Annotated in this window: 18 protein-coding genes and 1 pseudogene; 13 read left to right on the top strand and 6 right to left on the bottom strand. The window is 68.1% G+C overall.

Annotation, left to right across the window (positions count from 1 at the left end; genetic code table 11):
- Positions 1-36: 36 nt before the first annotated feature.
- Positions 37-1,149 carry an RNA-guided endonuclease InsQ/TnpB family protein gene (locus GQ464_RS01665; RefSeq protein ID WP_166976612.1) on the bottom strand — a complete coding sequence of 371 codons (1,113 nt, stop codon included), beginning with the start codon at positions 1,147-1,149 and terminating at the stop codon, positions 37-39.
- Between the two features lie 324 nt (positions 1,150-1,473).
- Between GQ464_RS01665 and GQ464_RS01670 the strand changes: the two genes are divergently transcribed.
- Positions 1,474-1,791, top strand: a complete 318-nt coding sequence (locus GQ464_RS01670; protein WP_166976613.1) for a BON domain-containing protein — start codon at positions 1,474-1,476, stop codon at positions 1,789-1,791.
- 66 nt (positions 1,792-1,857) lie between these two features.
- Here the strand turns inward: GQ464_RS01670 and GQ464_RS01675 are convergent, their stop codons facing one another.
- Genes GQ464_RS01675 through sucC form a run of 3 tightly spaced genes read right to left on the bottom strand, consistent with a single transcriptional unit; the run spans position 1,858 to position 4,588 of the window.
- The gene (locus GQ464_RS01675; RefSeq protein ID WP_228350509.1) at positions 1,858-2,259 is read right to left on the bottom strand and encodes a GNAT family N-acetyltransferase; all 402 of its coding nucleotides are present in this window, start codon (positions 2,257-2,259) and stop codon (positions 1,858-1,860) included.
- A gap of 48 nt (positions 2,260-2,307) precedes the next feature.
- Positions 2,308-3,357 (bottom strand): ABC transporter ATP-binding protein, encoded by a 1,050-nt coding sequence (locus GQ464_RS01680; RefSeq protein ID WP_166976615.1) that lies wholly within the window; start codon positions 3,355-3,357, stop codon positions 2,308-2,310.
- A gap of 46 nt (positions 3,358-3,403) precedes the next feature.
- Positions 3,404-4,588 carry an ADP-forming succinate--CoA ligase subunit beta gene (gene sucC / locus GQ464_RS01685; protein ID WP_166976616.1) on the bottom strand — a complete coding sequence of 395 codons (1,185 nt, stop codon included), beginning with the start codon at positions 4,586-4,588 and terminating at the stop codon, positions 3,404-3,406.
- 149 nt (positions 4,589-4,737) lie between these two features.
- On the opposite strand from sucC, the gene GQ464_RS01690 reads away from it, so the two are divergent.
- The 10 genes from GQ464_RS01690 (at position 4,738) to hemL (ending at position 15,993) form a co-directional block, all read left to right on the top strand.
- Positions 4,738-5,823, top strand: coding sequence for an LptF/LptG family permease (locus tag GQ464_RS01690; protein ID WP_166976654.1), 1,086 nt, complete (start codon positions 4,738-4,740; stop codon positions 5,821-5,823).
- Between the two features lie 246 nt (positions 5,824-6,069).
- Positions 6,070-7,377 (top strand): glutamyl-tRNA reductase, encoded by a 1,308-nt coding sequence (gene hemA, locus GQ464_RS01695; protein WP_166976617.1) that lies wholly within the window; start codon positions 6,070-6,072, stop codon positions 7,375-7,377.
- The gene (gene hemC / locus GQ464_RS01700; protein WP_166976618.1) at positions 7,374-8,288 is read left to right on the top strand and encodes a hydroxymethylbilane synthase; all 915 of its coding nucleotides are present in this window, start codon (positions 7,374-7,376) and stop codon (positions 8,286-8,288) included. The genes hemA and hemC overlap by 4 nt, the downstream gene beginning before the upstream one ends.
- Complete coding sequence (locus tag GQ464_RS01705) at positions 8,281-9,072, top strand: uroporphyrinogen-III synthase (RefSeq protein WP_166976619.1); 792 nt, start codon at positions 8,281-8,283, stop codon at positions 9,070-9,072. Before hemC ends, GQ464_RS01705 begins: the two co-directional genes overlap by 8 nt.
- 14 nt (positions 9,073-9,086) lie before the next feature.
- Positions 9,087-10,193 (top strand): porphobilinogen synthase, encoded by a 1,107-nt coding sequence (hemB, locus tag GQ464_RS01710; RefSeq protein ID WP_166976620.1) that lies wholly within the window; start codon positions 9,087-9,089, stop codon positions 10,191-10,193.
- Positions 10,194-10,318: 125 nt separating this feature from the next.
- A complete protein-coding gene (locus GQ464_RS01715; RefSeq protein WP_166976621.1) occupies positions 10,319-11,056 on the top strand; it encodes a chlorite dismutase family protein in 738 nt (245 codons plus the stop codon).
- A 96-nt stretch (positions 11,057-11,152) separates the two neighbouring features.
- Positions 11,153-12,235, top strand: coding sequence for a uroporphyrinogen decarboxylase (gene hemE / locus GQ464_RS01720; protein WP_166976622.1), 1,083 nt, complete (start codon positions 11,153-11,155; stop codon positions 12,233-12,235).
- Positions 12,236-12,256: 21 nt separating this feature from the next.
- Complete coding sequence (hemH, locus tag GQ464_RS01725; protein ID WP_166976623.1) at positions 12,257-13,228, top strand: ferrochelatase; 972 nt, start codon at positions 12,257-12,259, stop codon at positions 13,226-13,228.
- Between the two features lie 24 nt (positions 13,229-13,252).
- Positions 13,253-14,692 carry a protoporphyrinogen oxidase gene (hemG, locus tag GQ464_RS01730; RefSeq protein WP_166976624.1) on the top strand — a complete coding sequence of 480 codons (1,440 nt, stop codon included), beginning with the start codon at positions 13,253-13,255 and terminating at the stop codon, positions 14,690-14,692.
- A 14-nt stretch (positions 14,693-14,706) separates the two neighbouring features.
- Positions 14,707-15,993, top strand: a complete 1,287-nt coding sequence (hemL, locus tag GQ464_RS01735) for a glutamate-1-semialdehyde 2,1-aminomutase (RefSeq protein ID WP_166976625.1) — start codon at positions 14,707-14,709, stop codon at positions 15,991-15,993.
- A 31-nt stretch (positions 15,994-16,024) separates the two neighbouring features.
- Here the strand turns inward: hemL and GQ464_RS01740 are convergent, their stop codons facing one another.
- Complete coding sequence (locus GQ464_RS01740) at positions 16,025-16,345, bottom strand: DUF3467 domain-containing protein (protein WP_166976626.1); 321 nt, start codon at positions 16,343-16,345, stop codon at positions 16,025-16,027.
- A gap of 251 nt (positions 16,346-16,596) precedes the next feature.
- A pseudogene (locus GQ464_RS01745) lies at positions 16,597-17,964 on the bottom strand (pyridoxal-phosphate dependent enzyme); the annotation flags it as partial.
- A gap of 175 nt (positions 17,965-18,139) precedes the next feature.
- Here GQ464_RS01745 and GQ464_RS01750 point away from each other — a divergent pair.
- Both GQ464_RS01750 and lon read left to right on the top strand, forming a co-directional pair.
- The gene (locus GQ464_RS01750) at positions 18,140-19,600 is read left to right on the top strand and encodes a hybrid sensor histidine kinase/response regulator (protein ID WP_166976628.1); all 1,461 of its coding nucleotides are present in this window, start codon (positions 18,140-18,142) and stop codon (positions 19,598-19,600) included.
- A gap of 177 nt (positions 19,601-19,777) precedes the next feature.
- A complete protein-coding gene (gene lon / locus GQ464_RS01755) occupies positions 19,778-22,294 on the top strand; it encodes an endopeptidase La (protein ID WP_166976629.1) in 2,517 nt (838 codons plus the stop codon).
- The last annotated feature ends 47 nt before the right edge of the window (positions 22,295-22,341 follow it).

The following is a 22,341-nucleotide window of genomic DNA, read 5'->3' on the forward strand; positions in this document are numbered from 1 at the left end:
TCATGAACCCACGTCTAAAGCACGTGGGCTTGTTTCTCAGGCTGCAACCCGAACAACCTCCGGAGAGGCATGATCGGACCTGGAAACCATAGGACGCATGACGGCGCCCCTCGCCGCGATATTGATCGCGGCATTGCGGTCGGCGTTCAACGCAAAGCCGCACGCCTGGCACTCAAAACGTACCTGATCCTTGCGGTTGGCCTTCTCGCAATGCCCGCACTGGCTGCACGTCCGGCTCGTGTAGGCGGGGTCTACGAGGAGAACGGGGATACCGGCCAACTTCGCCTTGTACTCGATGAACTGCCGAAGCTGGTAGAAACTCCAGCTATGGTGCCTTGCTCGCTGGCTCTTCCGAACCGTAGTCCGCGTTCGAATGCCCGTCAGGTCTTCAAGGGCAATCGCTCGCTTCGTGTCTTTGGCCTTGCGAACAAGGGTCTTGCTGATCTGGTGGTTCACGTCGGCACGGAACCGGCGCTCTCGACCGGAGAGTTGCCGAAGCCGACGCCTGGCCGACCTGGTGCCGACCGATTGGAGGACGGCCCGGCGTTCGGCGTACCACTTCCGCTTCGATTCGACCTGCTCCCCACTGAACGAATCGCCGTCGGAGTCGGTGGCGATCTGCGCGATACCGAGGTCCACGCCAAGCACGCCGTCTACGGCCTCCTCGTCCTCCTCCGGCACGTCGCAGGTGGTCAGAAGGTAGAAACGTCCCTTCCGGTAGATCAGGTCGCTCTCGCCCTGCTGGTAGGCGAGAAGCCGGGCATGGTGCTCGCCCACGGTGTAGGGGATGCGCTCCCGTCCGGTCATCGTCCAGATGCTCACCTCCCGCCGCTCGGTGTAGTAGCGGAGGATGCGGCTGTCGTAGACGATGGCGCCGCGCTTGCGGAACGTCCGCTTTGTGTTCCTGTCGAGTTTGTAGGCGTCGGCCACCTTACCGAGACACCGAACGACGACCTGCGCCGAGAGGGCGAAGCGGCCGCGGATGTCGTGGTAGATGGCCTTCTGCAACTCGTACTTCGAGAAGGTCCTGGTCGCCCAGGCATGCTCGCTGATCGCGTTGCAGGCGGCGTTGGCCGTCTCCATGGTGCGGAGCAGCGCGTCGGCCTGTTCGGGCGACGGGTCGAGCCGGATCTGAGCGGTCAGCTTCATGCGAACGTGTACGTTAGCACCCCTGGAACGTTTCAACGGGTTGAAGGGCGCATTCCTCCCACATGGGCTATCTCATGAGATAGCCCTGAAGCCGTGAGCTTCCTGCGCTCGCCATCCTGCACCCTTTTATCGTGAAAAAACCCGCCACGCCGGCCGCGCGGGAAACCGGGAGGGTACGCTGTCGATACAAACCCCGTAGAGTCCCTGGCGCGGCTGTCGCGTAAGTTGTTGCATAACCATAGTTTGTAACCAGACGGCTACCGCAACGACCTTCTCACCAATCGAGGGCGTGTATCCCGAACCCGGCTTGCCCCTCGTTCCTTTATGTCCAAGACCGCTTTCAGGAAACTCACCGAACGGCTTGCCCGCCCTTTCCGTCCTTTGCCCGTCGCTGAAACACAGACAGACCGGGATCGCCTCCTGGCCCGGCGCCTGTACGTCAACTTCGAGCGGGATCTGGAGCTGGCCGACATCCGGGGCATTCACTTCTACGTCCGGGACGGCATCGTGACCCTCTACGGGATCGTCCGCCACGAACTGGACCGCGAGCTGCTCACGTCGATGGTGCACCAGATCCCGGGTGTTGCCGGCGTCGTCGACCACCTGGAGACTGCCGCCGAGGCCGAAGCGGTGCCGGCCTGAAGCCCGCGGCCACCCGCCGGGCACGGCCAACCCTTCCACCCTGCGCCCCCACCGGCGGTCCGGGCATCAGGAGGCCCGGTGCATCCAGGCGTTCCGGACCCGCTCGAAGCCCAGGTGTTCATAGAAGGTGGCCGAGAGGTCGGAGTCCCGCAGTACCAGCTCGGTGCCCTTGCACCGGCGCAGCACCTCGTCGATGAGCCTCTTCCCGATGCCGAGCCCCTGCACGTCCGGCTCGACGGCCAGGTCGCACAGGTAGCTGGTAAGCACGCCGTCGGTGAGGACCCGTGCGATGCCCACCAGGTGCCCCCGGTGCCAGGCGGTGAGCACCAGCGAGGAGCGCTCGAACATCTCCCAGACGCGCTCCGGGTCGTCGACGTAGCGCAGGAGCGGGGCACGGCGATAGAGCGTCACGATGCGGGCGGGGGTCAGCCCGTCGAGTCCTTCACGGATTTCGATCTCCTGGATCATGACCATACGGGGGTTTAAACCTTGAGAAGCCGGCGGCCGCAGGTTGTTTCAACGGTCCGCGGCGAGCACCCAGCGGTAGTGGGTGGCCTCCAGACGAAACGTTTCGGTGGGGACCACTTCCGGCGCCATCCAGGCTCGCAGGGTCGTCCCTTCGGTTTCGATCCACCATTCGGCGAACGTACCGAGGAACTGTCGTGCCCGGAGGCGACCGGGGATCCCGCCCTCGTCCACGAGCCGGAGGTGTTCGGGGCGCACGGCGAGCACCCTGCCGGGCGGGGGGGCCTCTCCCCGTGTGAGCACGGCGGCCAGGCGTGCATCGTCGATGAGGTTACTGCCCCCGAGGAACTGGGCCACGAACGCCGTCTCGGGTTCGCGGTAAAGCTGTTCGGGCGGCCCCACCTGCTGGATCCGCCCCGCCCGCATGACGGCGATACGGTCCGAGAGGGCGAGGGCTTCCTGCTGGTCGTGCGTGACGTAGAGGCTGGTGGTGCCGAGCCGTCGTTGCAGCAGCTTGAGCTCGCGACGCGTCTGTTCCCGGAGGGTCACATCCAGGTTCGAAAGCGGCTCGTCGAAGAGGAGGACGCCGGGCCGGACCGCCAGCGCCCGTGCCACGGCCACGCGCTGCTGCTGCCCGCCGGAGAGTTGCGTCACCGGCCGGTCGACCAGGTGGGCCAGGTCCACCCGTTCCAGCACCTCCTGCACACGGCGGCGGCGCTCAGCGGCCGGCAGGCGACGCACACGCAGCCCGTAGGCCACGTTCTCGCCCACGGTCATCGTGGGAAAGAGCGCATAGTTCTGAAAGACCATCGCCGTGGGACGCCGCTGAGGGGGTACCCCGGCCATCTCCTCGCCCCCGATGAGGATGCGCCCGGCGTCCGGCTGCTCGAAGCCACCGACGAGGCGCAGCAACGTCGACTTGCCGCAACCGCTGGGTCCCAGCAGCGAGAAAAACTCACCGGGCCGCACCTCGAGCGAGACGTCGTCGACGGCGACCACGTCACCGAAGCGCTTCGTCACCCCGTCGAGCCGGACACCGGGCGAGGCGTCCGTTCGGGTGAGACGGTCTCGGGTCTGCAACGCATCGGAGCGGCGAATCATGGGAGATGCAGGCACCCTGCCCGTGCCGGCCGGGCGCCGGGACGCTTCAGGCCGTGACGCCGGAAAGGGCGCGGGTCACCTTCTCGGCGGCCTCGTGGAACAGGATGGCCGTCTCGATCTTGAGCCCGCTTTCTTCCAGGATGCGCTTGCCTTCCTCGGCATTCGTACCCTGCAGGCGAACGATCAGCGGCATGTCGATCTCAACCTTCTTGGCCGCCTCCACGATGCCGGTGGCCACCCGGTCGCACCGGACGATCCCGCCGAAGATGTTCACCAGGATGGCCTTCACGTTCGGATCCTTGAGGATGATGCGAAAGCCGGCCTCGACGGTATCCGGGCTGGCGGTACCGCCCACATCGAGGAAGTTGGCCGGTTCACCGCCGGCGAGCTTGATGAGGTCCATCGTCGCCATGGCGAGCCCGGCGCCGTTGACCATGCAGCCCACGTTGCCGTCGAGCTTGATGTAGTTCAGGTTGTGCTCGCTGGCCTCTACTTCGAGGGGGTCCTCCTCATGGATGTCGCGCAGGGCGGCCAGGTCTTCGTGGCGGAAGAGCGCGTTGTCGTCCAGGTTGAGCTTGGCGTCCACGGCGAGGACATCGCCCGCCCGGGTGAGCACGAGCGGGTTGATCTCGGCCAGCGAGGCATCGCTCTCCTCGTAGGCCCGGTAGAGCGCCGTAATGAACCGGACCGCCTGCTTGAAGGCCTTGCCCTCGAGGCCGAGGCCAAACGCCAGCCGGCGCGCCTGGAACGGTTGCAGGCCGATGGCCGGATCGACCCACTCCTTGAGGATCTTCTCCGGCGTCTCCTCGGCCACCTTCTCGATCTCGACCCCGCCCTCGGTCGAGGCCATGATGACGTTCATGCTCCGCTGGCGATCCAGCGTGACGCCCAGGTAATATTCCTTCGCGATATCGACGGCGTCGGCTACCAGGACGGCGCGCACCTTCTGCCCTTCGGGGCCGGTCTGATGCGTCTTGAGCATCATGCCGAGGATGGCGCCGGCTTTCTCCCGCACCTCCTCGATGCCCCGTGCCAGCTTGACGCCGCCCCCCTTGCCGCGGCCGCCCGCATGGATCTGGGCTTTGATGACGAAAAGCTCGGTGCCGCCTTCCGCCTGCAACTGCTTCGCCGCCGCGACGGCCTCCTCGACCGTCCGGGCCACGATGCCGGGCTGCACGGCCACACCGTAGCGGGCCAGAATGTCCTTGGCCTGATATTCGTGAACCTTCATGGGGCTGGGGTCTGGATGAATCGTCTGGAACGAGGCTAAGCTACAGAAGCCGCCAGGGGATGGCAACCGGAACCTTTGTTCGTTTTCGTTGAGTTTTACCCGGCGCGGCCCGTCATCCTTCCGGCCGCCGTCCACAATCCCCCGTGCCCTTGACCACCTTCGACCGTCATATCATCCGCCGGCTCGTCCAGGGCTACGCTTTCCTCGTCGGCGCGCTCATCGTCTTTTTCATCGTGCTCCACTACGTCGAGTCGATCGACGACTTCATGGACCGGGGGGCCACGATGCGGGACGTCTTCCTGGTCTACTATGTCAACTACATCCCCGAGATCGTCCGCCTGACCTCGCCGCTGGCCCTCTTCCTGGCGTGCGTCTACCTCACGGGCAAGCTGGCGCAGCAGCTCCAGCTGGCGGCGCTCCAGACGAGCGGCGTCTCGCTCTACCGCCTCCTGTGCCCCTACGTGCTGGTGGCCCTCTGCGTGACCGGCTTCATGGTCTGGTTCAACGGGTTCGTGGTGCCGCGCACCAACCAGGTGGTGCTCGCGTTCGAGCAAAAGTACCTCAAGGACGCACCGCGCCAGCTCGACCTGAACGACATCCACCGGCAAAACCGGCCCGGCAGCTTCGTCACCGTCGGGTATTTCGACCGGGAAACGAACAAGGCGTTTCGCGTCTCGCTCGAACATTTCGAGGGAGGCCGGCGCCTTGCCTCCCGGATCGACGCCCACGAGATGAGCTGGATCGACTCGCTGGGCCTGTGGCGCCTCTCGGAGCCGGTCGTCCGCACGTTCACCCCCGACGGCCGGGAGATCCGCCGGACCGTGGCCCGGATCGACACCCTGCTGCAACTCTACCCCCGCGATCTCGCCCGCACCGAACGGGACGTCGAGTCGATGACGATCCCCGTTGCCGCCGAATACGTCGACCAGCTGCGGCGCTCGGGGGCAAGCAACATCGGTCGCCCCCTCGTCGGCTACTACACGAAATTCTCCTACCCGTTCGCCAACCTGATCCTGATCCTGATCGGGGTGCCGCTTTCGGCCGTGCGGCGGCGCGGCGGGCAGGCCGTCCGCATCGGCCTGGGGCTGCTGACGGCCTTCTCCTACCTGGCCGTCCAGAAACTCGTCGAGCCGTTCGGCTATGCCGGGCAGCTCGAACCGGCGCTGGCCGCCTGGCTGCCGCATGCCCTCTTCTTCGGCCTGGCCATGGGCCTGCTGTGGCACGTGCGGAAGTGAAGCCCCGCCCGGTTTCATCCCCCCTTCCCCTAACCGTCAACGCCGTTGCTTATCTTGGGCCGGGACGGCCGCCCCGGACGGTTAAACCAAAATGCCCGCAAACTTCACGCAGTTTTGCATAACTTTGGCCCGCTTTGCGTAAATTAGAAGCCGTTTTTTCGGTTGGAGGCACCGCCCGTCCAGTCGTCGTATTCACCCACCTGCCGAGGCCCGGCCGCGCCAGAGGCGCTCGATTTCGAACAGCCCATGCCTTTCCTTTCCGACACGCTCTTGATGGTCGGTATGAGCCACCAGACGGCTCCGGTCGAGGTGCGCGAGCGATTCGGTTTCACCGGGGCATCGTGTGACCGGCTCCTTGCCGACACGGAAGCGTTTCCCGGCGAGATGGTGATCCTCTCGACCTGCAACCGGACGGAGCTGTACACGGTGCTGCCGGAGGGATCGTCGCTCGCGTCCCGGGACGTATTGCAGGTCTGGGCCCGTTTTGCGGGCGTGGACGAAGCGCTGCTGGTCCCGCATGTGGTTTTCCGGGAAGGGCCGGATGTGGTTCGCCACCTCTGTCGCGTGGCGGCCGGGCTGGAGTCGCTGGTGCTCGGCGAGCCGCAGATCCTCGGGCAGGTGAGCGAGGCCCTGAATCGCGCGCTGGCGCACCGGCGGGCCGGAGCGACGTTGAAAGCGCTCTTTCACACGGCGTTGCGCACGGGCAAGCGGGCCCGCTCGGAGACGGCCATCAGCCGCAACCCGGCGAGCGTCAGTTCCGTGGCCGTACGCCTGGTGTCCCGGGTGCTGGGCGGCCTCGAAGGCCGGCACGTGGCGGTCGTCGGCGCCGGCGAGATGGCGCGCCTGGCGCTCAAGGTCCTCAAAAAGCACACGCCGGCCCGGCTCACCATCGTCAACCGGGACGTCGCCCGGGCGGCCGCCCTGGCCGGCAACCTGGCCGCTGCGCCGCATGTAGGCACGGCCTGCCGGCCCCTCTCCGAGCTGGACGACGTGCTCGCCGCGGCCGACGTGGTCATCAGCGCCACCGGGGCCCCGCACCTGATCCTGGAAGCCCGGCGGGCCGAGGCGGCCCTGGCACGCCGGAGCGGGCGCCCCATCGTCCTGATCGACATCGCGCTCCCCCGGGACGTCGATCCCGCCCTGGCCGGGCACCCGCTCGTGCAGCTGTTCGACATCGACGAGCTTCAGGCGGAAGTGGAGGCCTCGCTCAAAGAGCGGCAGAAAGAAGTGCCCCGGGTCGAACAGATCGTCGACGAGGAGATCGCACGCTTTGCCGCGTGGGCCCGGCAGCACCGCATCAGCCCGGTCATCGCGCGGCTGCGTCGCAAGGCCGAGGCCATCCGGCGGCAGGAGCTCGAACGCGCCCTGGCCGCTCTCCCCGAAGCCGACGACGCCGTGCGTGAGCAGATGTACCACCTCTCGCGCACGCTCGTCAAAAAGCTGCTGCACGACCCGACCGTCCGCCTGCGCAACGGGGCCACGGAGCACCGGGGGCAGGACTACGCCGAGGCGGTGCGTTATCTGTTCGGCCTCGAAGACTCCGCCACGTCATGACGCCCGCAACCCTGACGGCCGGCACGCGCGGCTCCCGGCTGGCACGCCGGCAGACGCGCCTCGTGCTCGACGCACTCAGGGCCGCCTGGCCCGGCCTCCGCTGCGAAGAGCGCCTCTTCTCCACCCGTGGCGACCGCCTCCTGGAGATCCCCCTGCCCCGGATCGGCGGAAAAGGACTTTTCACCGAAGAACTCGAAGCGGCGCTGCGGGCCGGCGAGATCGACCTGGCCGTGCATTCGCTCAAAGACCTGCCGGTGGACCCCGCCCCCGGCCTGGTCATCGGAGCCGTACCACGGCGGGGCCCCGTGCAGGACGTGCTGGTGGCCGCCTCCCCCCGGACGCTGGAGACGCTGCCGCCCCGGGCCGTCGTCGGCACCAGCAGCCCGCGCCGGGCCGCCCAGCTCCGGCATGCCCGGCCCGACCTCGACGTGCGCCCCCTGCGGGGCAACGTCGATACCCGCCTGGCCAGGGTACAGCGGGGCGACTATGACGCCGCCGTGATGGCCGCTGCCGGCTTCGAACGCCTGGAGCTGGAGGCCGCGACGGTGCCCCTCCCCTTCGACGTCATGCTCCCCGCCCCCGGCCAGGGCGCCCTGGCCGTGCAATGCCGCCTCGACGACGAACACACGCGCACCCTGCTGGCGGCCCTGGACGACGCGACCACCCGGCGCGCCACCACGGCCGAACGCTCCTTCCTCCACGCCCTCGGCGGCGGATGCGCCGTCCCGGTGGCGGCCTGCGCCGAGGTCGAAAACGGCAACACCCTTCGCCTCACCGGCCTCGTCGCCGCGCCCGACGGCTCGCGCGTGATCCGCCGGAGCCTGACCGGCACCGACCCCGAAGCCCTGGGCCACGCCCTGGCCGACCTGTTGCTCACCGCCGGCGCCGACGCGCTCCTGAGCCATGCCTGAAGCCCTCTCCGGAAAACGCATCGTGGTGACGCGCCCCCGCGAACAGGCGGCCGACTTCTGCGCCCGGCTCGAAGCCGCCGGGGCCACCGTCATCCGCTTTCCGACGATCCGCATCGCCCCCGTGGACGACCCGGCCCCGCTCGACCGCGCCCTCGAACGGCTCGGCACCTACGACCGGGTCATCTTCACGAGCGTCAACGGCGTCCGGCACGTCTGGCAACGCCTCGAAGCCGCCGGACGGGCGTTTCCCCCCACCCTGCCCGTGGCTGCCATCGGCCCGGCGACGGCCGCGGCCCTCCGCCGGCACGGCCTGTCCCCCGACTTCGTACCGGACGACTACGTCGCCGAAGCCATCGTCGAAGGGCTCGGGGATGTCCGGGGGCAGGCGATCCTGCTGCCCCGCGCCGACATCGCCCGGGAGGCCCTGGCCCGCCTCCTGGCCCGGCGGGGCGCCCGGGTGGACGAGGTGGCCGCCTACCGTACCCTCCCCGCCACCCCTGACCCCGAGGGACTGGCCGCCCTCGAAGCCGGCGTCGATGCGCTCACCTTCACCAGCTCCTCGACGGTTCGCAACTTCGTAACGCTCCTCGGCGACCGTGCCCGCCGGATCGCCGCCACGGCCCTCGTCGCCTGCATCGGCCCCGTCACGGCGGAGACGGCCCGCACGCTGGGCCTCGCACCGGGCCTCGTCGCCGAAACCTATACAACCGGGGGACTCCTCGATGCCCTGATCGCGCATTATGCCGCATCGCCACGCACGACCGCCCCCCGGCCGTGCCGTTAACCTTCGGAAGCACCATGTCCGAGACCACGATCCAGACCGCCCCCGTCGCACACGCACAGGGCCGTTTCCCGGCCGTCCGCCCCCGCCGCCTCCGGCTGACGGCCTCGCTCCGGCAGATGGTCCGTGAGACGCGCCTCTCACCGGACGACTTCATCTATCCCCTGTTCGTGACCCACGGGGAGAACGTCGCCCGGCCGATCGCGTCGATGCCGGGCATCTGCCAGCTCTCCGTGGACCGGGCCGTCCGCCAGGCCGAAGCGGCGCACCGGCTCGGCATCCCGGCCGTCCTCCTCTTCGGAATCCCCGCCACGAAGGACCCGGTCGGCCTGGAGAATTTTTCGCCGGACGGCATCGTGCAACGGGCCATCCGGGCGATCAAGGAGGCCGTGCCCGGGCTGACGGTCGTCACCGACGTGTGCCTGTGCGAGTACACCGATCACGGCCACTGCGGGCTGTTGAACGTGGACGCGGCGGAGGCACACCGGGACGGCCCCGCTCGCCCCGAACCCGCCCTCCCGGAGGGATACGTGCTCAACGACGAGACGCTGGAGATCCTGCAGCGGGTGGCCCTCTCACATGCCGAAGCCGGGGCCGACGTGGTGGCACCGAGTGGTATGATGGACGGCATGGTAGCCGCCATCCGGGCGGCCCTCGACGGGCACGGCTTCGCCCACGTGCCGATCATGTCCTACAGCGTCAAATACGCCTCGGCGTTCTACGGGCCGTTCCGCGAGGCCGCCGGCGGCGCCCCCCGCTTCGGCGACCGGTCGACGCACCAGATGGACCCGGCCAACGCCCGCGAAGCCTTGCGCGAGGCCGCGCTCGACGTGCAGGAAGGCGCCGACTTCCTCATGGTCAAGCCCGCCCTCGCCTACCTCGACGTCCTCCACCGCCTGCGCAACACCCACCCCGACCTGCCGCTGGTGGCCTACAACGTCAGCGGCGAGTACGCCATGGTGAAGGCCGCCGCCGCCCGGGGCTGGCTCGACGAACAGCGCACCGTGCTGGAAATCCTCACCGGCCTCAAGCGCGCCGGCGCCGACCTCATCATCACCTACCATGCCCTCGACGCCGCCCGGTGGCTCCGGAAAACATACGACAGCCATGAGGAGAACGGATGACGGCCCTCGAAAAGGACAACACAGGCCATCAACAACCCTGCCCCTTGCCGTACGAAAACCTTTTCACGACAAATAAAAATCTTTTAATCCACCCCGTTACACCCACAAACACGGTCCACACATCCATGGCTCTCGACATCACGATCGCACGCCCGGGCCTCGACCTCAGCGAGAAGGGGCGCACCGAGACGGGCGAGACCACCTCGCTCGACCGGCGGCTCTTCATGCAACTGCTCGTCTTCGGCAACTGCTATGAGACGCTCCCGCTGATCGACGCCCTCGAAACCGCCGGCATCCAGGGCGTGCTCTACGAGGACGTAAACGATCCCTACGGCGTCGGCCTGCTCACCTTCGACGAGGACCCGGGCTACTTCATCGAAACGCTGCGTCCCTTCCTGCGCAGCGCACCCTTCCGCTCGCTCACGCCGAAGCCCGAGTTCACGATGATGGGCCGCACGTATTCGATCGGCTACGAACGGGACCTGGAAGAGGTGCTCCTGCATCGCCCGCGCCGCCACGTGTGCAACCCCGAATGGCCCTGGGCCATCTGGTATCCCCTGCGCCGCTCCGGCGCGTTCGAGAAGCTTTCGGCCGAGGAGCAGCGCACCATCCTGATGGAACACGGCGGCATCGGACGGGCCTACGGACGCGCCAACTATGCCCACGACGTCCGCCTCTCCTGCCACGGCCTCGACCGCCTCGACAACGACTTCGTCACCGGGCTGATGGGACCGGCGCTCTACCCGCTCTCGGCCATCGTACAGCACATGCGCAAAACCCGCCAGACGTCCGAGTTCCTGACCCGCCTCGGCCCCTTCTTCGTCGGCCGGGTCGCCTGGCAGGCCCCGACGGAAGGCGTCTGAAGGCGACCCCGGTGGGCCTTCTTCGCGCACACCCCCACCCTTATCGTAAAGCGACCGACAGGTAGAACCCGAAATCCGTAACCCGAAATTCCCTTCATGTCTTCTCGCCCCGACCGTTTTCTCCGGGCCTGTCGCCGCGAAGCGGTGGACTGCACGCCGGTGTGGCTCATGCGGCAGGCCGGACGGTACATGCCTGCCTACCGGGCGATCCGTGCCCGGCACAGCATGCTCGACGTGATCCGCAACCCCGCGCTGGCGGCCGAGATCACCCTGCAGCCCGTCGACGCGTTCGACCTCGATGCCGCCATCATCTTCTCGGACCTCCTCCCCCCGCTCATCGGGATGGGGCTCGACCTCACCTACGAGGCCGGGCACGGCCCGCGTATCGAGAACCCCATCACCCGAACGTACGACGTCGACCGGCTGGGCACGCCGCCGGCCGAGGAAACCATGGCCGGCACGCTGGAGGCAATCCGGCTCGTGAAAGCGGAGCTGGCCGGGCGGGGCCTCCCCCTCATCGGCTTTGCCGGCGCGCCCTTCACCCTGGCAAGCTACGCCATCGAGGGCGGCGGCTCGAAGCACTACATAAAAACGAAGGCCTTCATGTACCGGGAGCCCGCCGCCTGGCGCCGCCTGATGGAGAAACTCGTCACCGTCGTGGCGGACTTTCTCCTGCAGCAGGCCCGCGCGGGTGCCGATGCCCTGCAGGTGTTCGACTCCTGGGCCGGCACCCTCGCACCGGTCGACTACGAGCGGTACGTCCTCCCCTACAACCGCACCCTGTTCGAACGGATCGGGCGCGCCGGCGTCCCCACGATCAACTTCAGCACCGGCACCGGGGCCTTCATCGAAACGGTGGCCGCTTCGGGCGGGACGGTCGTCGGCATCGACTGGCGCCAGCGGCTCGACGTGGCCTGGCAGCGCATCGGCACCGGCCGCGCCGTCATGGGCAACCTGGATCCCGCCGCCCTCTTCGCGCCCTGGCGCGAGCTCAAGCCCCACCTCGACGACGTGCTCGCGCGCGCCGCCGGCCGCCCGGGCCACATCTTCAACCTGGGCCACGGCATCCTCCCCGAAACCCCCGTCGAAAACGTCCGGCGCCTCGTCGACTATGTCCACGAACGCACGGCGAACCGCACCCCGCAGCCCGAAGCGGTCCACCCGGAGCCCGGAACCTGAAACGTGGAACCCCAAGCAAACATGCCTGAACCGATCGGCGTACTGATCATGGCCTACGGCGGGCCGAACAGCCTGGAAGAGATCCCCGGCTACCTGGCCGACATCCGGAACGGCCGTCCGACGACGCCCGAAGTGCTGGAGGAGATCACGCACAACTACCGCCGGATCGGCGGTCGCTCGCCGCTGCTGGAGATCACCCGGCGGCAGGCCGATGCGATCCTGGAGGTGCTCAACGCCTCGGAGGCATCTCCCCGCTTCAAGGGGTACCTGGGTATGCGGCACTGGGCCCCGTGGATCGAGGAGACGGTCGGACGGATGATCGAGGACGGCATCCGCCGGGCCGTGAGCCTGGTGCTGGCCCCCCACTTCAGCCAGTTGTCGATCGCCAAATACCACCAGAAGATCGCCGACGGACTCGCCATGTACCGGGGTCACATCGACTTCGTGCACGTGGAGAGCTACCACGACGCGCCCGGGCTGATCGAAGCGCTGGCGCGGCGCGTGGAGGAAGGGTTGCACCGCTGGCCCAAGCCGGAGCGGGAGACGGTGCACGTCGTCTTCAGCGCCCACAGCCTGCCGGTGCGTATCCTCCAGACGGGGGACCCGTACGACCGGCAGCTCCGGGAGACGGCCCGCCTGGTGGCCGGACGGGTCGGGCTACCCGAAGCCCGGTGGTCCTGGAGCTACCAGTCCGCCGGCCGCAGCCCGGAGCCATGGCTGGGGCCGCAACTGGAGGAGCACCTGCCGGAACTGGCCGCCCGGGGTATCCGAAACGTCGTCAGCGTGCCCGTGGGCTTCGTGAGCGACCACGTGGAGATCCTGTATGACATCGACATTCAGGCTCAGGAGGTGGCGCGGGAGCACGGCATGCGGCTCGAACGCCCGCCGGCGCTGAACGACGATCCGGTCTTCATCCGGCAACTGGCCGAACTCGTGCGCGAGAAGGCCGCAGCGGCGGGCTGGCTGGCGGAAACCGGGGCCGTGGCGCCCTGACCGCGCTCGAAAAAGCACGGGTCCATGCGTCCTTTTCGCATCGTCATCGCGGGCGGCGGCATCACCGGGCTGGCGGCGGCCTACCGGCTCCAGAAGCTCGCCCGGACGCACAGCCTTCCGCTGGAGCTGCACCTGTTCGAACGGGATGCGCGCCTGGGCGGCAAGATCCTCACCGAGCGCACCGGCGGTTTCATCGTGGAGGCCGGCCCCGACATCTTCCTTGCCCGGAAGCCGGCCGCCCTCGACCTCTGCCGGGAACTGGGCCTTGCGGACCGCCTCCGGCCGACCTGCCCGGCGCGACGTGGCAGCTACATCCGCCGGGGCAACCGGCTCTACGCACTCCCGGAAGGGCTGAGCGGGCTGGTCCCGGCACGGCTCTGGCCCCTGATCGCCAGTCCGCTGCTTTCGCCGTGGGGCAAGCTGCGTCTGGTGCTGGACACCGTGCTTCCGGCCCGTTCCGGCCCGCCGGTGCCCGGGGGTTCGGACGACGAGTCGGTGGCCGCCTTCTTCACCCGCCGGCTCGGGCGAGAGGCGTATGAACGCCTCGTCGAGCCGCTGCTGGGCGGTATCTACGGCGGCGACGGCGAGCAACTCAGCCTCCGGGCTACCTTCCCCCGGCTCCGCGAACTCGAACGCGCGCACGGCAGCCTGATTCGCGGCCTGAAGGCCCGGCCGGAGCACACGACCCCCGAATCCGCTTTCCTCTCCCTGGCCGGGGGCATGGCCGAGCTGACCGGGGCCCTCGCCGCCGCCCTGACCGGCGTGCACGTCGCCGCCGGCCGTTGCGTCGAGGCCGTCGAACCGGCAGGGGGCGGCTACCGGATCCGGGCAGGCGGCACCAGCCTCGAGGCCGAGGCCGTCCTCCTGGCCACCCCCGCCTACGTGTCGGCCCGGCTCGTGGCGCCCTTCGCCCCCGCCCTGGCCGGTGAACTGGCGGCGATCCCCTACGGCTCCATCGCCACCCTCTCGCTCGCCTACCGCCTTTCCGACGTGCCGCACCCGCTCGACGCCTACGGCTACATCATCCCCCGCACCGAGGCGACGCCCGTGCTGGCCTGCACCTGGTCCTCGTCGAAGCTGCCGGAAAGGGCTCCTGAAGGGCACGCCCTCCTCCGCGTTTTCATCGCGGCGCGTGCGGGCGACGACGACCTGCTCGACCGCCCCGACGAGGCCCTGCTGGCCCTGGCCCGCGACGAACTGCGCGCCACGCTCGGCCTCACCGCCGTCCCCGTCTTCCACCGGCTCTACCGGTGGCAACGGGCCATGCCGCAGTACGTCCTCGGCCATCCGGAACGCCTCGACCGCATCGCCCGTCACCTCGACGCGCATCCCGGCCTCTACCTCGCCGGCGCCGGATACCGGGGTGTCGGCATCCCCGACTGCATCCGGGACGCCGAACGCGCGGCCCGCCAGATCGCCGCATGGTGCCAAAGCCGGCTTCAGAACGTGGAAGAAAAACCCTGAAACCCTGCGAAAAAATGTCCCTGGACCGATCCGTTGCCCTTTTTCGTGAAGCCCTCGAACTGCTGCCCGGCGGGGTGGACTCGCCGGCACGTGCGTTCAAGGCCGTCGGCGGGCAGCCGCGCTTCATCGACCGGGGCGAAGGCCCCTTTCTCATCGACGTGGACGGCAACCGGTACATCGACTACGTCCTCTCTTTCGGCCCGCTCATCCTCGGCCACGCGCCCGCCCCCGTCGTCGAGGCCCTGATCGAGACGGCGCGGAAGGGAACCAGTTTCGGAGCCCCGAGCCCGCTCGAGCTCGAGCTGGCCCGCCTCGTGAGGGACTTCATGCCGGCGGTCGAAATGCTCCGGTTCGTCAATTCCGGCACGGAGGCGACGATGAGCGCGCTGCGCCTGGCCCGCGCCTATACGGGTCGCGACAAGATCGTCAAGTTCCGGGGCAACTACCACGGTCATGCGGACCTGCTGCTCGTGCAGGCCGGCTCCGGGGTGGCCACGCTCGGCCTGCCGGACTCGCCCGGCGTGCCCGCCGCCGCCGTCGCGGATACCCTCCCGGCGCCCTACAACGACCTCGACGCCGTCGAACGGCTCTTCGAGCGGTATCCGAAGCAGATCGCGGCCGTGATCGTCGAGCCGGTGGCCGGCAACATGGGGGTGGTGCTTCCCCGGCCGGGCTACCTGGAAGGCCTGCGGGCCCTCACCCGCGACCACGGCGCCCTGCTTATCTTCGACGAAGTGATGACCGGCTTCCGGGTGCATCCCGGCGGCGCCCAGGCCCGCTACGGCGTCACCCCCGACCTGACCGCCCTCGGCAAGGTGATCGGAGGCGGCCTGCCCGTCGGGGCCTACGGGGGACGGCGGGAGATCATGGAGATGGTGGCCCCCGCCGGGCCGGTCTACCAGGCCGGCACCCTGTCCGGCAACCCGCTGGCCATGGCCGCCGGCATCGCCACCCTGAAGGCCCTGAAGACCCCCGGCCTCTGGGACGGCATCGCGGAGCGCACCGCCCGCCTCGCCGGGCGCCTGCGCCAGGCCGCCGGCGCCGCCGGCATCCCCGTCCAGGTGGCACACGCCGGAACGATGTTCACCCTCTTCTTCACCGGCACCCCCGTGCACGACTGGACGAGCGCCGCCCGCTCCGACACCGACCGCTTCGCCCGGTTCTTCCGGGCCCTCCTCGACGAGGGTGTCTACCTGCCACCTTCCCAGTTCGAGGCCTGCTTCCTCTCCGCCGCCCACACCGAGGACGAGATCGACGCGACCGTGGCGGCGGCGGAACGGGCCCTCCACCGGCTGCGCTGAAACGCTTCAACCCCCTCGCACGGGTCCGGGGTCACGCTTCGCCGCCCGGACCACCGAACTGGATCGGCGGCATGGAGACGTGTTCTTCGATGTCGCCGTGCGCCTGCTCATACTTCTCGATGTTGTCCGCCAGCGCGTGCAGGAGCCGTTTGGCGTGATGGGGGGTGATGATGATGCGGCTCTTCACCCGCGCCTTCGGCACCCCCGGCATGATCCGGATGAAGTCGAGGATGAACTCTTCCGACGAGTGGGCAATCATCACCAGGTTGGCATAGACGCCTTCGGCCACCTCCTCGCTCAACTCGATGTTGAGATGCGACTGGCCCGGATGCTGCTTATCTTTTTCGCTCATAGGTATGCAAGGTCTTTGATGCCGGGGTACGACCGCCGCCCTCAACCGTTGCCGTTCCGTCCGGCGGTGACAAGTACGCTGATGAGGTCGCTTCTGGTGATGATTTCGAAGTCTTCACTGTCCGGCGGGTGTACGAGGACCGCGCCCTGCTCGAGGTAGGCCGAGAGCAGATCCAGATGCAACGAGCGGGGTACGATGGGGAACGGCGTGCCCATGACCGAGCGGACCGGCTCCTCCCGGGCGGCCGGGTTTTCGATCAGCCGGTTCAGCAGGCCGCTCTCCGTGATGCTGCCGACGACCTCGCGCCCCGCGATCACCGGCAACTGGGAGATGCCGTGCTCGTTCANNAGATCCAGATGCAACGAGCGGGGTACGATGGGGAACGGCGTGCCCATGACCGAGCGGACCGGCTCCTCCCGGGCGGCCGGGTTTTCGATCAGCCGGTTCAGCAGGCCGCTCTCCGTGATGCTGCCGACGACCTCGCGCCCCGCGATCACCGGCAACTGGGAGATGCCGTGCTCGTTCATCAGCCGGATGGCCTCGGCCAGCGTGTCGTCCGGCGATACGGAGATCACCCCGCGCTTTTGGGGGCGGGAGGCGAGGATCTGCTCGACGGTCAGTTCCGGCTGGCCCGGCAGAAAGCCGTGGTTCCGCATCCAGTTGTCGTTGTACGTCTTCGAGAGGTAGCGGAAGCCGGCATCCGGCAGGATCACCACAACCACGTCCTGCGCCGAGAGCGTCTCCCGGTGTGTGTGCAGCCACTGCAGCGCCCCGGCCATCGCCAGGCCAGAGGACTGCCCGACGAAGAGCCCCTCCTCGCGGGCCAGCCGCCGGGTCATGAGCATGGCGTCCTTGTCCGAGACGCGAACGTAGTCGTCAACCAGGCCGAAATCCATGTTGCCGGCGAGGATGTCCTCGCCGACGCCCTCGGTGAGATAGGGATAGATCTCGTTCTCGTCGAAAACGCCCTCGTGGAAATACTTGTAATAGACCGAGCCGTAGGGATCGACCCCGACGACCTTCACCCCCGGTTTCTGTTCCTTGAGATAACGGGCGGTGCCCGAGATCGTCCCGCCGGTGCCGGCCCCGGCGATCAGGTGGGTAACACGTCCCTCGGTATCCTCCCAGATCTCCGGTCCGGTACTCCGGTAATGCGCTTCGGTATTGGCGGGGTTGTCATACTGGTTCAGATAGACCGCGTTGGGGATCTCCTCGGCCAGACGCCGCGCCACCGAATAGTACGAGCGCGGGTCCTCCGGGGCCACGTTCGTCGGGCAGACGATGACCTCGGCGCCGAGGGCCCGGAGCACGTCGAGCTTCTCCTGGCTCTGCTTGTCGGTGGTGGTAAAGATGCAGCGGTATCCCCGGGCGATGGCGGCCAGGGCCACGCCGGCGCCCGTGTTGCCGCTGGTGCCCTCGATGATCGTGCCGCCGGGCTTGAGCCGTCCCTCCCGCTCGGCCGCCTCGATCATGCTGATCCCGATGCGGTCCTTGACCGAGCCGCAGGGGTTGAAGAACTCGACCTTCGCCAGCACGAGGCAGGGCAGGCCCGTCGCCAGCCGGTTGATCTTGACCAGCGGCGTCCTGCCGATGGTACCCAGGATGTTCTCGTGCCACATCACGAACTACCGGAATTTGTGGTATATTGCGGTGTGCCTCCACACAGGCGGGCCGGCGCCCCAAGATACGAGCCCGCTTTCCGGAAGGCCACCGCACCGGAGCGTATTCAAGAGGGATACACTTTCGGCCGGAGCCCCAGTTCCGGCCCCCCTGCCCGCGATCTCGTTCCTCCAGATGCCGGACGAAGCCTTACCGCCCGTTGAACCCGAACTCCTCGTGGCCACCTTCAGCCCGCAGGGGACCCTGCTGTACCGCAACGAAGCCTGGATCAATACCTTCGGCGACACAAACCCGCCGTGGGAACGGCTCTCGCAGGAAGACGGGGACCTGGCCACCCGGTACGTCGGGGAGGCCGCCGGGGGCCTGCTGGTGACCAACCAGCTTTTCTTCGTCCACACGCCGGCACGGGAGGAGCCCCTGCCGGCCCTGCTCCACTTCCTCCCGGTCTTCCGGGACTGGGCCGCCATGGCCCGGTCGGTTCAGGCCGTCATGGTCACGGGCGAAATGCTCACCGCGCCCGGTTCGTGGATGGCCAGCCAGACCCTCCGGCACCGGATGGAAACGCTCGGCCGCATGACGATGGGCATCGCCCACGACTTCAACAACCTCCTGAGCAGCATCCTGGGCCACCTGGAGCTGCTCAAGTCGGCCTGGCCGGGCGAGGCCCCCGCCTACCTGATGGACGAGCACCTGCACCCCGTCGAGCAGGCCGCGCTCGACGGGGCGGCGCTGGTGCGCAAGATCCAGCAGTACATCCGCCAGGAGAAAGAGGCGACCTTCGAGCCGGTCGACCTGCCGACCCTGATCCGGGACGTGGCGATGCTGACCAAACCGTACTGGTACAACGAACCCCGGCTCCAGGGCATCGCCATCGACCTCGAACTCGACCTCGACCCGGTGCCCCCCATCATGGGGCTGGCCGCCGAACTGCGCGACGTCTTCGTCAACCTCATCCTCAACGCCGTGCAGGCCATGCCGCAGGGCGGGCACATCACCATCCGGACGCGGCACGAGCCCGAGCGGGGCGTCGTGGTCCACCTGGCCGACACCGGCACCGGCATCCCCGAGCGGATCCAGGCCCGCATCTTCGAACCCCTCTTCACCACGAAGGGCCAGCGCGGCACCGGGATGGGCCTGGCCGTCTGCTACGGCATCGTGCAGGAGCACGACGGCTCGATCGAGGTGCAATCCCGGCTCGGGCAGGGGACGGTCTTCATCCTCACCTTCCCGCCGGCCCACATGAAGGTCCTCCCCCCACCTTCCGGCGAACCTCCACCTCCACAACGACGCGCGCGCATCCTGATCGTCGACGACGAGCCGGGCGTCCGCACCGTCCTCGCGAAGCTGCTGGCCCTGAAAGGGCACGAGGCCCGGGTTGCCGGCTCGGGCTCCGAGGCCCTGGCCCTGGCCGAACGGGAACCCTTCGACCTGGTCATCACGGACCAGGGCATGCCCGAGATGAACGGCCGCCAGCTCGCCCGGGCCCTGCGCCGCCGCTTCCCCGACCTCCCCGTCCTGCTCCTGACCGGCGACACCGACGCCGGCGAAGCCGACGAGAGCGTCAGCGCCGTCCATGCCAAACCCTTCCGCATCGACCAGCTGAACTCCCTCATCCAGGCCCTGCTCGCGTCCTGACATCCTCCTCCGGCCGGCTGCCGGTCCTGCACGACGCCCGCCACTTTGGCAGCACCCGGGCTTTGGCCTGGTTTTTGAACCCCCTCTCAGGCCAATCCAGACCCTCCTTTGCATACACGAAGGCACACCGGGCACCGGCAGACCGGCGCCCACAAACTGCCGAAAATACAGCCTGTTATGATGGATCCGATCACCTTCTGGCTTATAGACGACGAAGACTCAGAGCAGAGCATCCCGTTGCCCACACCGGACGAGGAAAAGGCCATGAGCACGTCCGAGCTTCCGGAGGTGCTGCCGATCCTGACGTTGCGCAACACCGTGCTCTTCCCCGGCGTGGTGCTGCCCATCACGGTGGGACGGGACGCCTCGCTCAAACTGGTCCGGGACGCCTTCAACAGCGACCGGCAGATCGGCGTCGTGGCCCAGATCAGCAGCGACGTCGAAAACCCCTCCCCGCAAGACCTCTACACCGTCGGAACCGTCGCCACCATCCTGAAACTCATCAAGATGCCCGACGGCACCAAGTCCATCGTGATTCAGGGCAAGCGACGCTTCCGGGTGGATGAGTACGTGCAGCAGGAGCCCTACTTCAAGGCCCGCGTCTCGCCCATTCCCGAAGACGAAGACGTCGATCCGATCGAGCTGCATGCGCGGATCCGCTCGATCAAGGAACTCGCCATCCAGATCGTCAACCTTTCGCCCAACCTGCCCAGCGAGGCGGCCTATGCGATCCAGAACATCGAGTCCCCGACGTTCCTGATCCACTTCATCGCCTCGAACCTCCAGATCGACGTCGAGGAAAAGCAGAAGCTGCTCGAGACCGTCTCGATCCTGGAGCGGGCGGACCTGGTGATGGGCTTCCTGACCCACGAGTTGCAGGTGCTCCAGCTCTCCGAAGAGATCCGCTCGCGCGTCCGGAGCGACGTCGACCAGCAGCAGCGTGAGTACCTGCTGCGCCAGCAGATGAAAGCCATCCAGGAGGAACTCGGGGAGACCGACGCCACCGCGGCCGAGATCGCCGAACTGCGCCGGCGAGCCGAGGAAAAGGACCTCCCCGAGCACGTCCGCAAAACCCTGGAGAAGGAGCTCGAGAAGCTCTCGCGCTCGAACCCGGCTTCGCCGGACTACGCCGTCACGCGCAACTACATCGACTGGATCCTCGACCTGCCCTGGAAAGAACACTCGGAGGATCACCTGGACCTGAAGCGGGCCCGGGAGATCCTGGACGAGGACCATTACGGCCTCGAACGGGTCAAGGACCGGATCCTCGAATACCTGGCGGTCCTCAAGCTCAAGGGGGACATGAAGGCCCCCATCCTGTGCTTCTACGGCCCGCCCGGCGTCGGGAAGACCAGCCTGGGCAAGAGCATCGCCCGGGCTCTGGGCCGCCGGTTCGTCCGCATGAGCCTGGGCGGCGTGCGGGACGAAGCCGAGATCCGGGGCCATCGCCGGACGTACGTCGGAGCCCTCCCCGGCCGGATCATCCAGGGCATGAAGAAGGCCGGCACCATCAACCCGGTCATGATGCTCGACGAGGTCGACAAGCTCGGCGCCGACTTCCGGGGGGACCCCTCCAGTGCCCTGCTCGAAGTGCTCGACCCCGAGCAGAACTATGCCTTCAACGACCACTACCTCGAGCTCGACTATGACCTGTCGAAGGTGCTCTTCATCGCCACGGCGAACTACATCGAGATGATCCCCGCCCCGTTGCGGGACCGCATGGAGATGATCGAGATCACCGGCTACACGCCGGAGGAGAAGCTCGAGATCGCCAAACGGCACCTGTTGCCCCGCCAGATCGAGCGGCACGGCCTGAAACCGGAGCAGCTCCGGGTCACCGACGAGGCCATCCGCCTGATCATCGAGGGCTACACGCGCGAGTCCGGCGTGCGCCAGCTCGAGCGCAACCTGGGCGCCATCGCCCGCGGCGTGGCCAAACGGATCGCGCTGGAGGAGATCACCGAGGCCGTCGTGGACCGGGACGACGTGGAGACCTACCTGCGGGCCCGCAAGTACTTCTCCGAGGTCGCCCAGCGCACCGAGGTGCCGGGCGTGGCCACCGGCCTGGCCTGGACCCCCACCGGCGGCGACATCCTCTTCATCGAGGCGTCCGTCTCGCGCGGCAGCGGCAAGATGATCCTGACCGGCCAGCTCGGCGACGTGATGAAAGAGTCGGCGCAGGCGGCCCTCTCGTGGGTGAAGGCGCATGCCACCGAGCTGGGCATCCCGCTCGAAGCCTTCCGGCAGTGGGACCTGCACGTGCACGTGCCGGCCGGAGCCGTGCCGAAAGACGGCCCCTCCGCCGGGGTAGCCCTGCTCTCGGCGCTGGTCTCCATCTACACCCAGCGGCGCGTCCGGCACACCGTCGCCATGACGGGCGAGATCACGCTGCGCGGGATGGTGCTGCCCGTCGGCGGCATCAAGGAGAAGGTGCTGGCTGCCAAACGGGCCGGCATCGAAACGGTCCTCCTCCCCGAAAAGAACCGGAAGGACGTGGCCGAGATCAAGCCCGAGGCCCTCGAAGGCCTGCAGATCGTCTACGTGAACCGCGTCGAGGAGGTGCTCGAACACGTCCTCGAACCGAACCCGGTCAAAGACCCGCAGGCCTTCTTCGCCGTCCCCGAGGACGCGCCCCGGCCGGTTGAAGAAACCACCAACGGCGCCCGGATCGTGGAAACCCCCGCGGAAGGCTGACGCCGAATCGAGCAGACCAGCAAGGGCCGTCTTCCCGGTGGAGACGG

Source organism: Rhodocaloribacter litoris (assembly GCF_011682235.2).
GTDB classification, from domain to species: Bacteria; Bacteroidota; Rhodothermia; order Rhodothermales; family ISCAR-4553; genus Rhodocaloribacter; species Rhodocaloribacter litoris.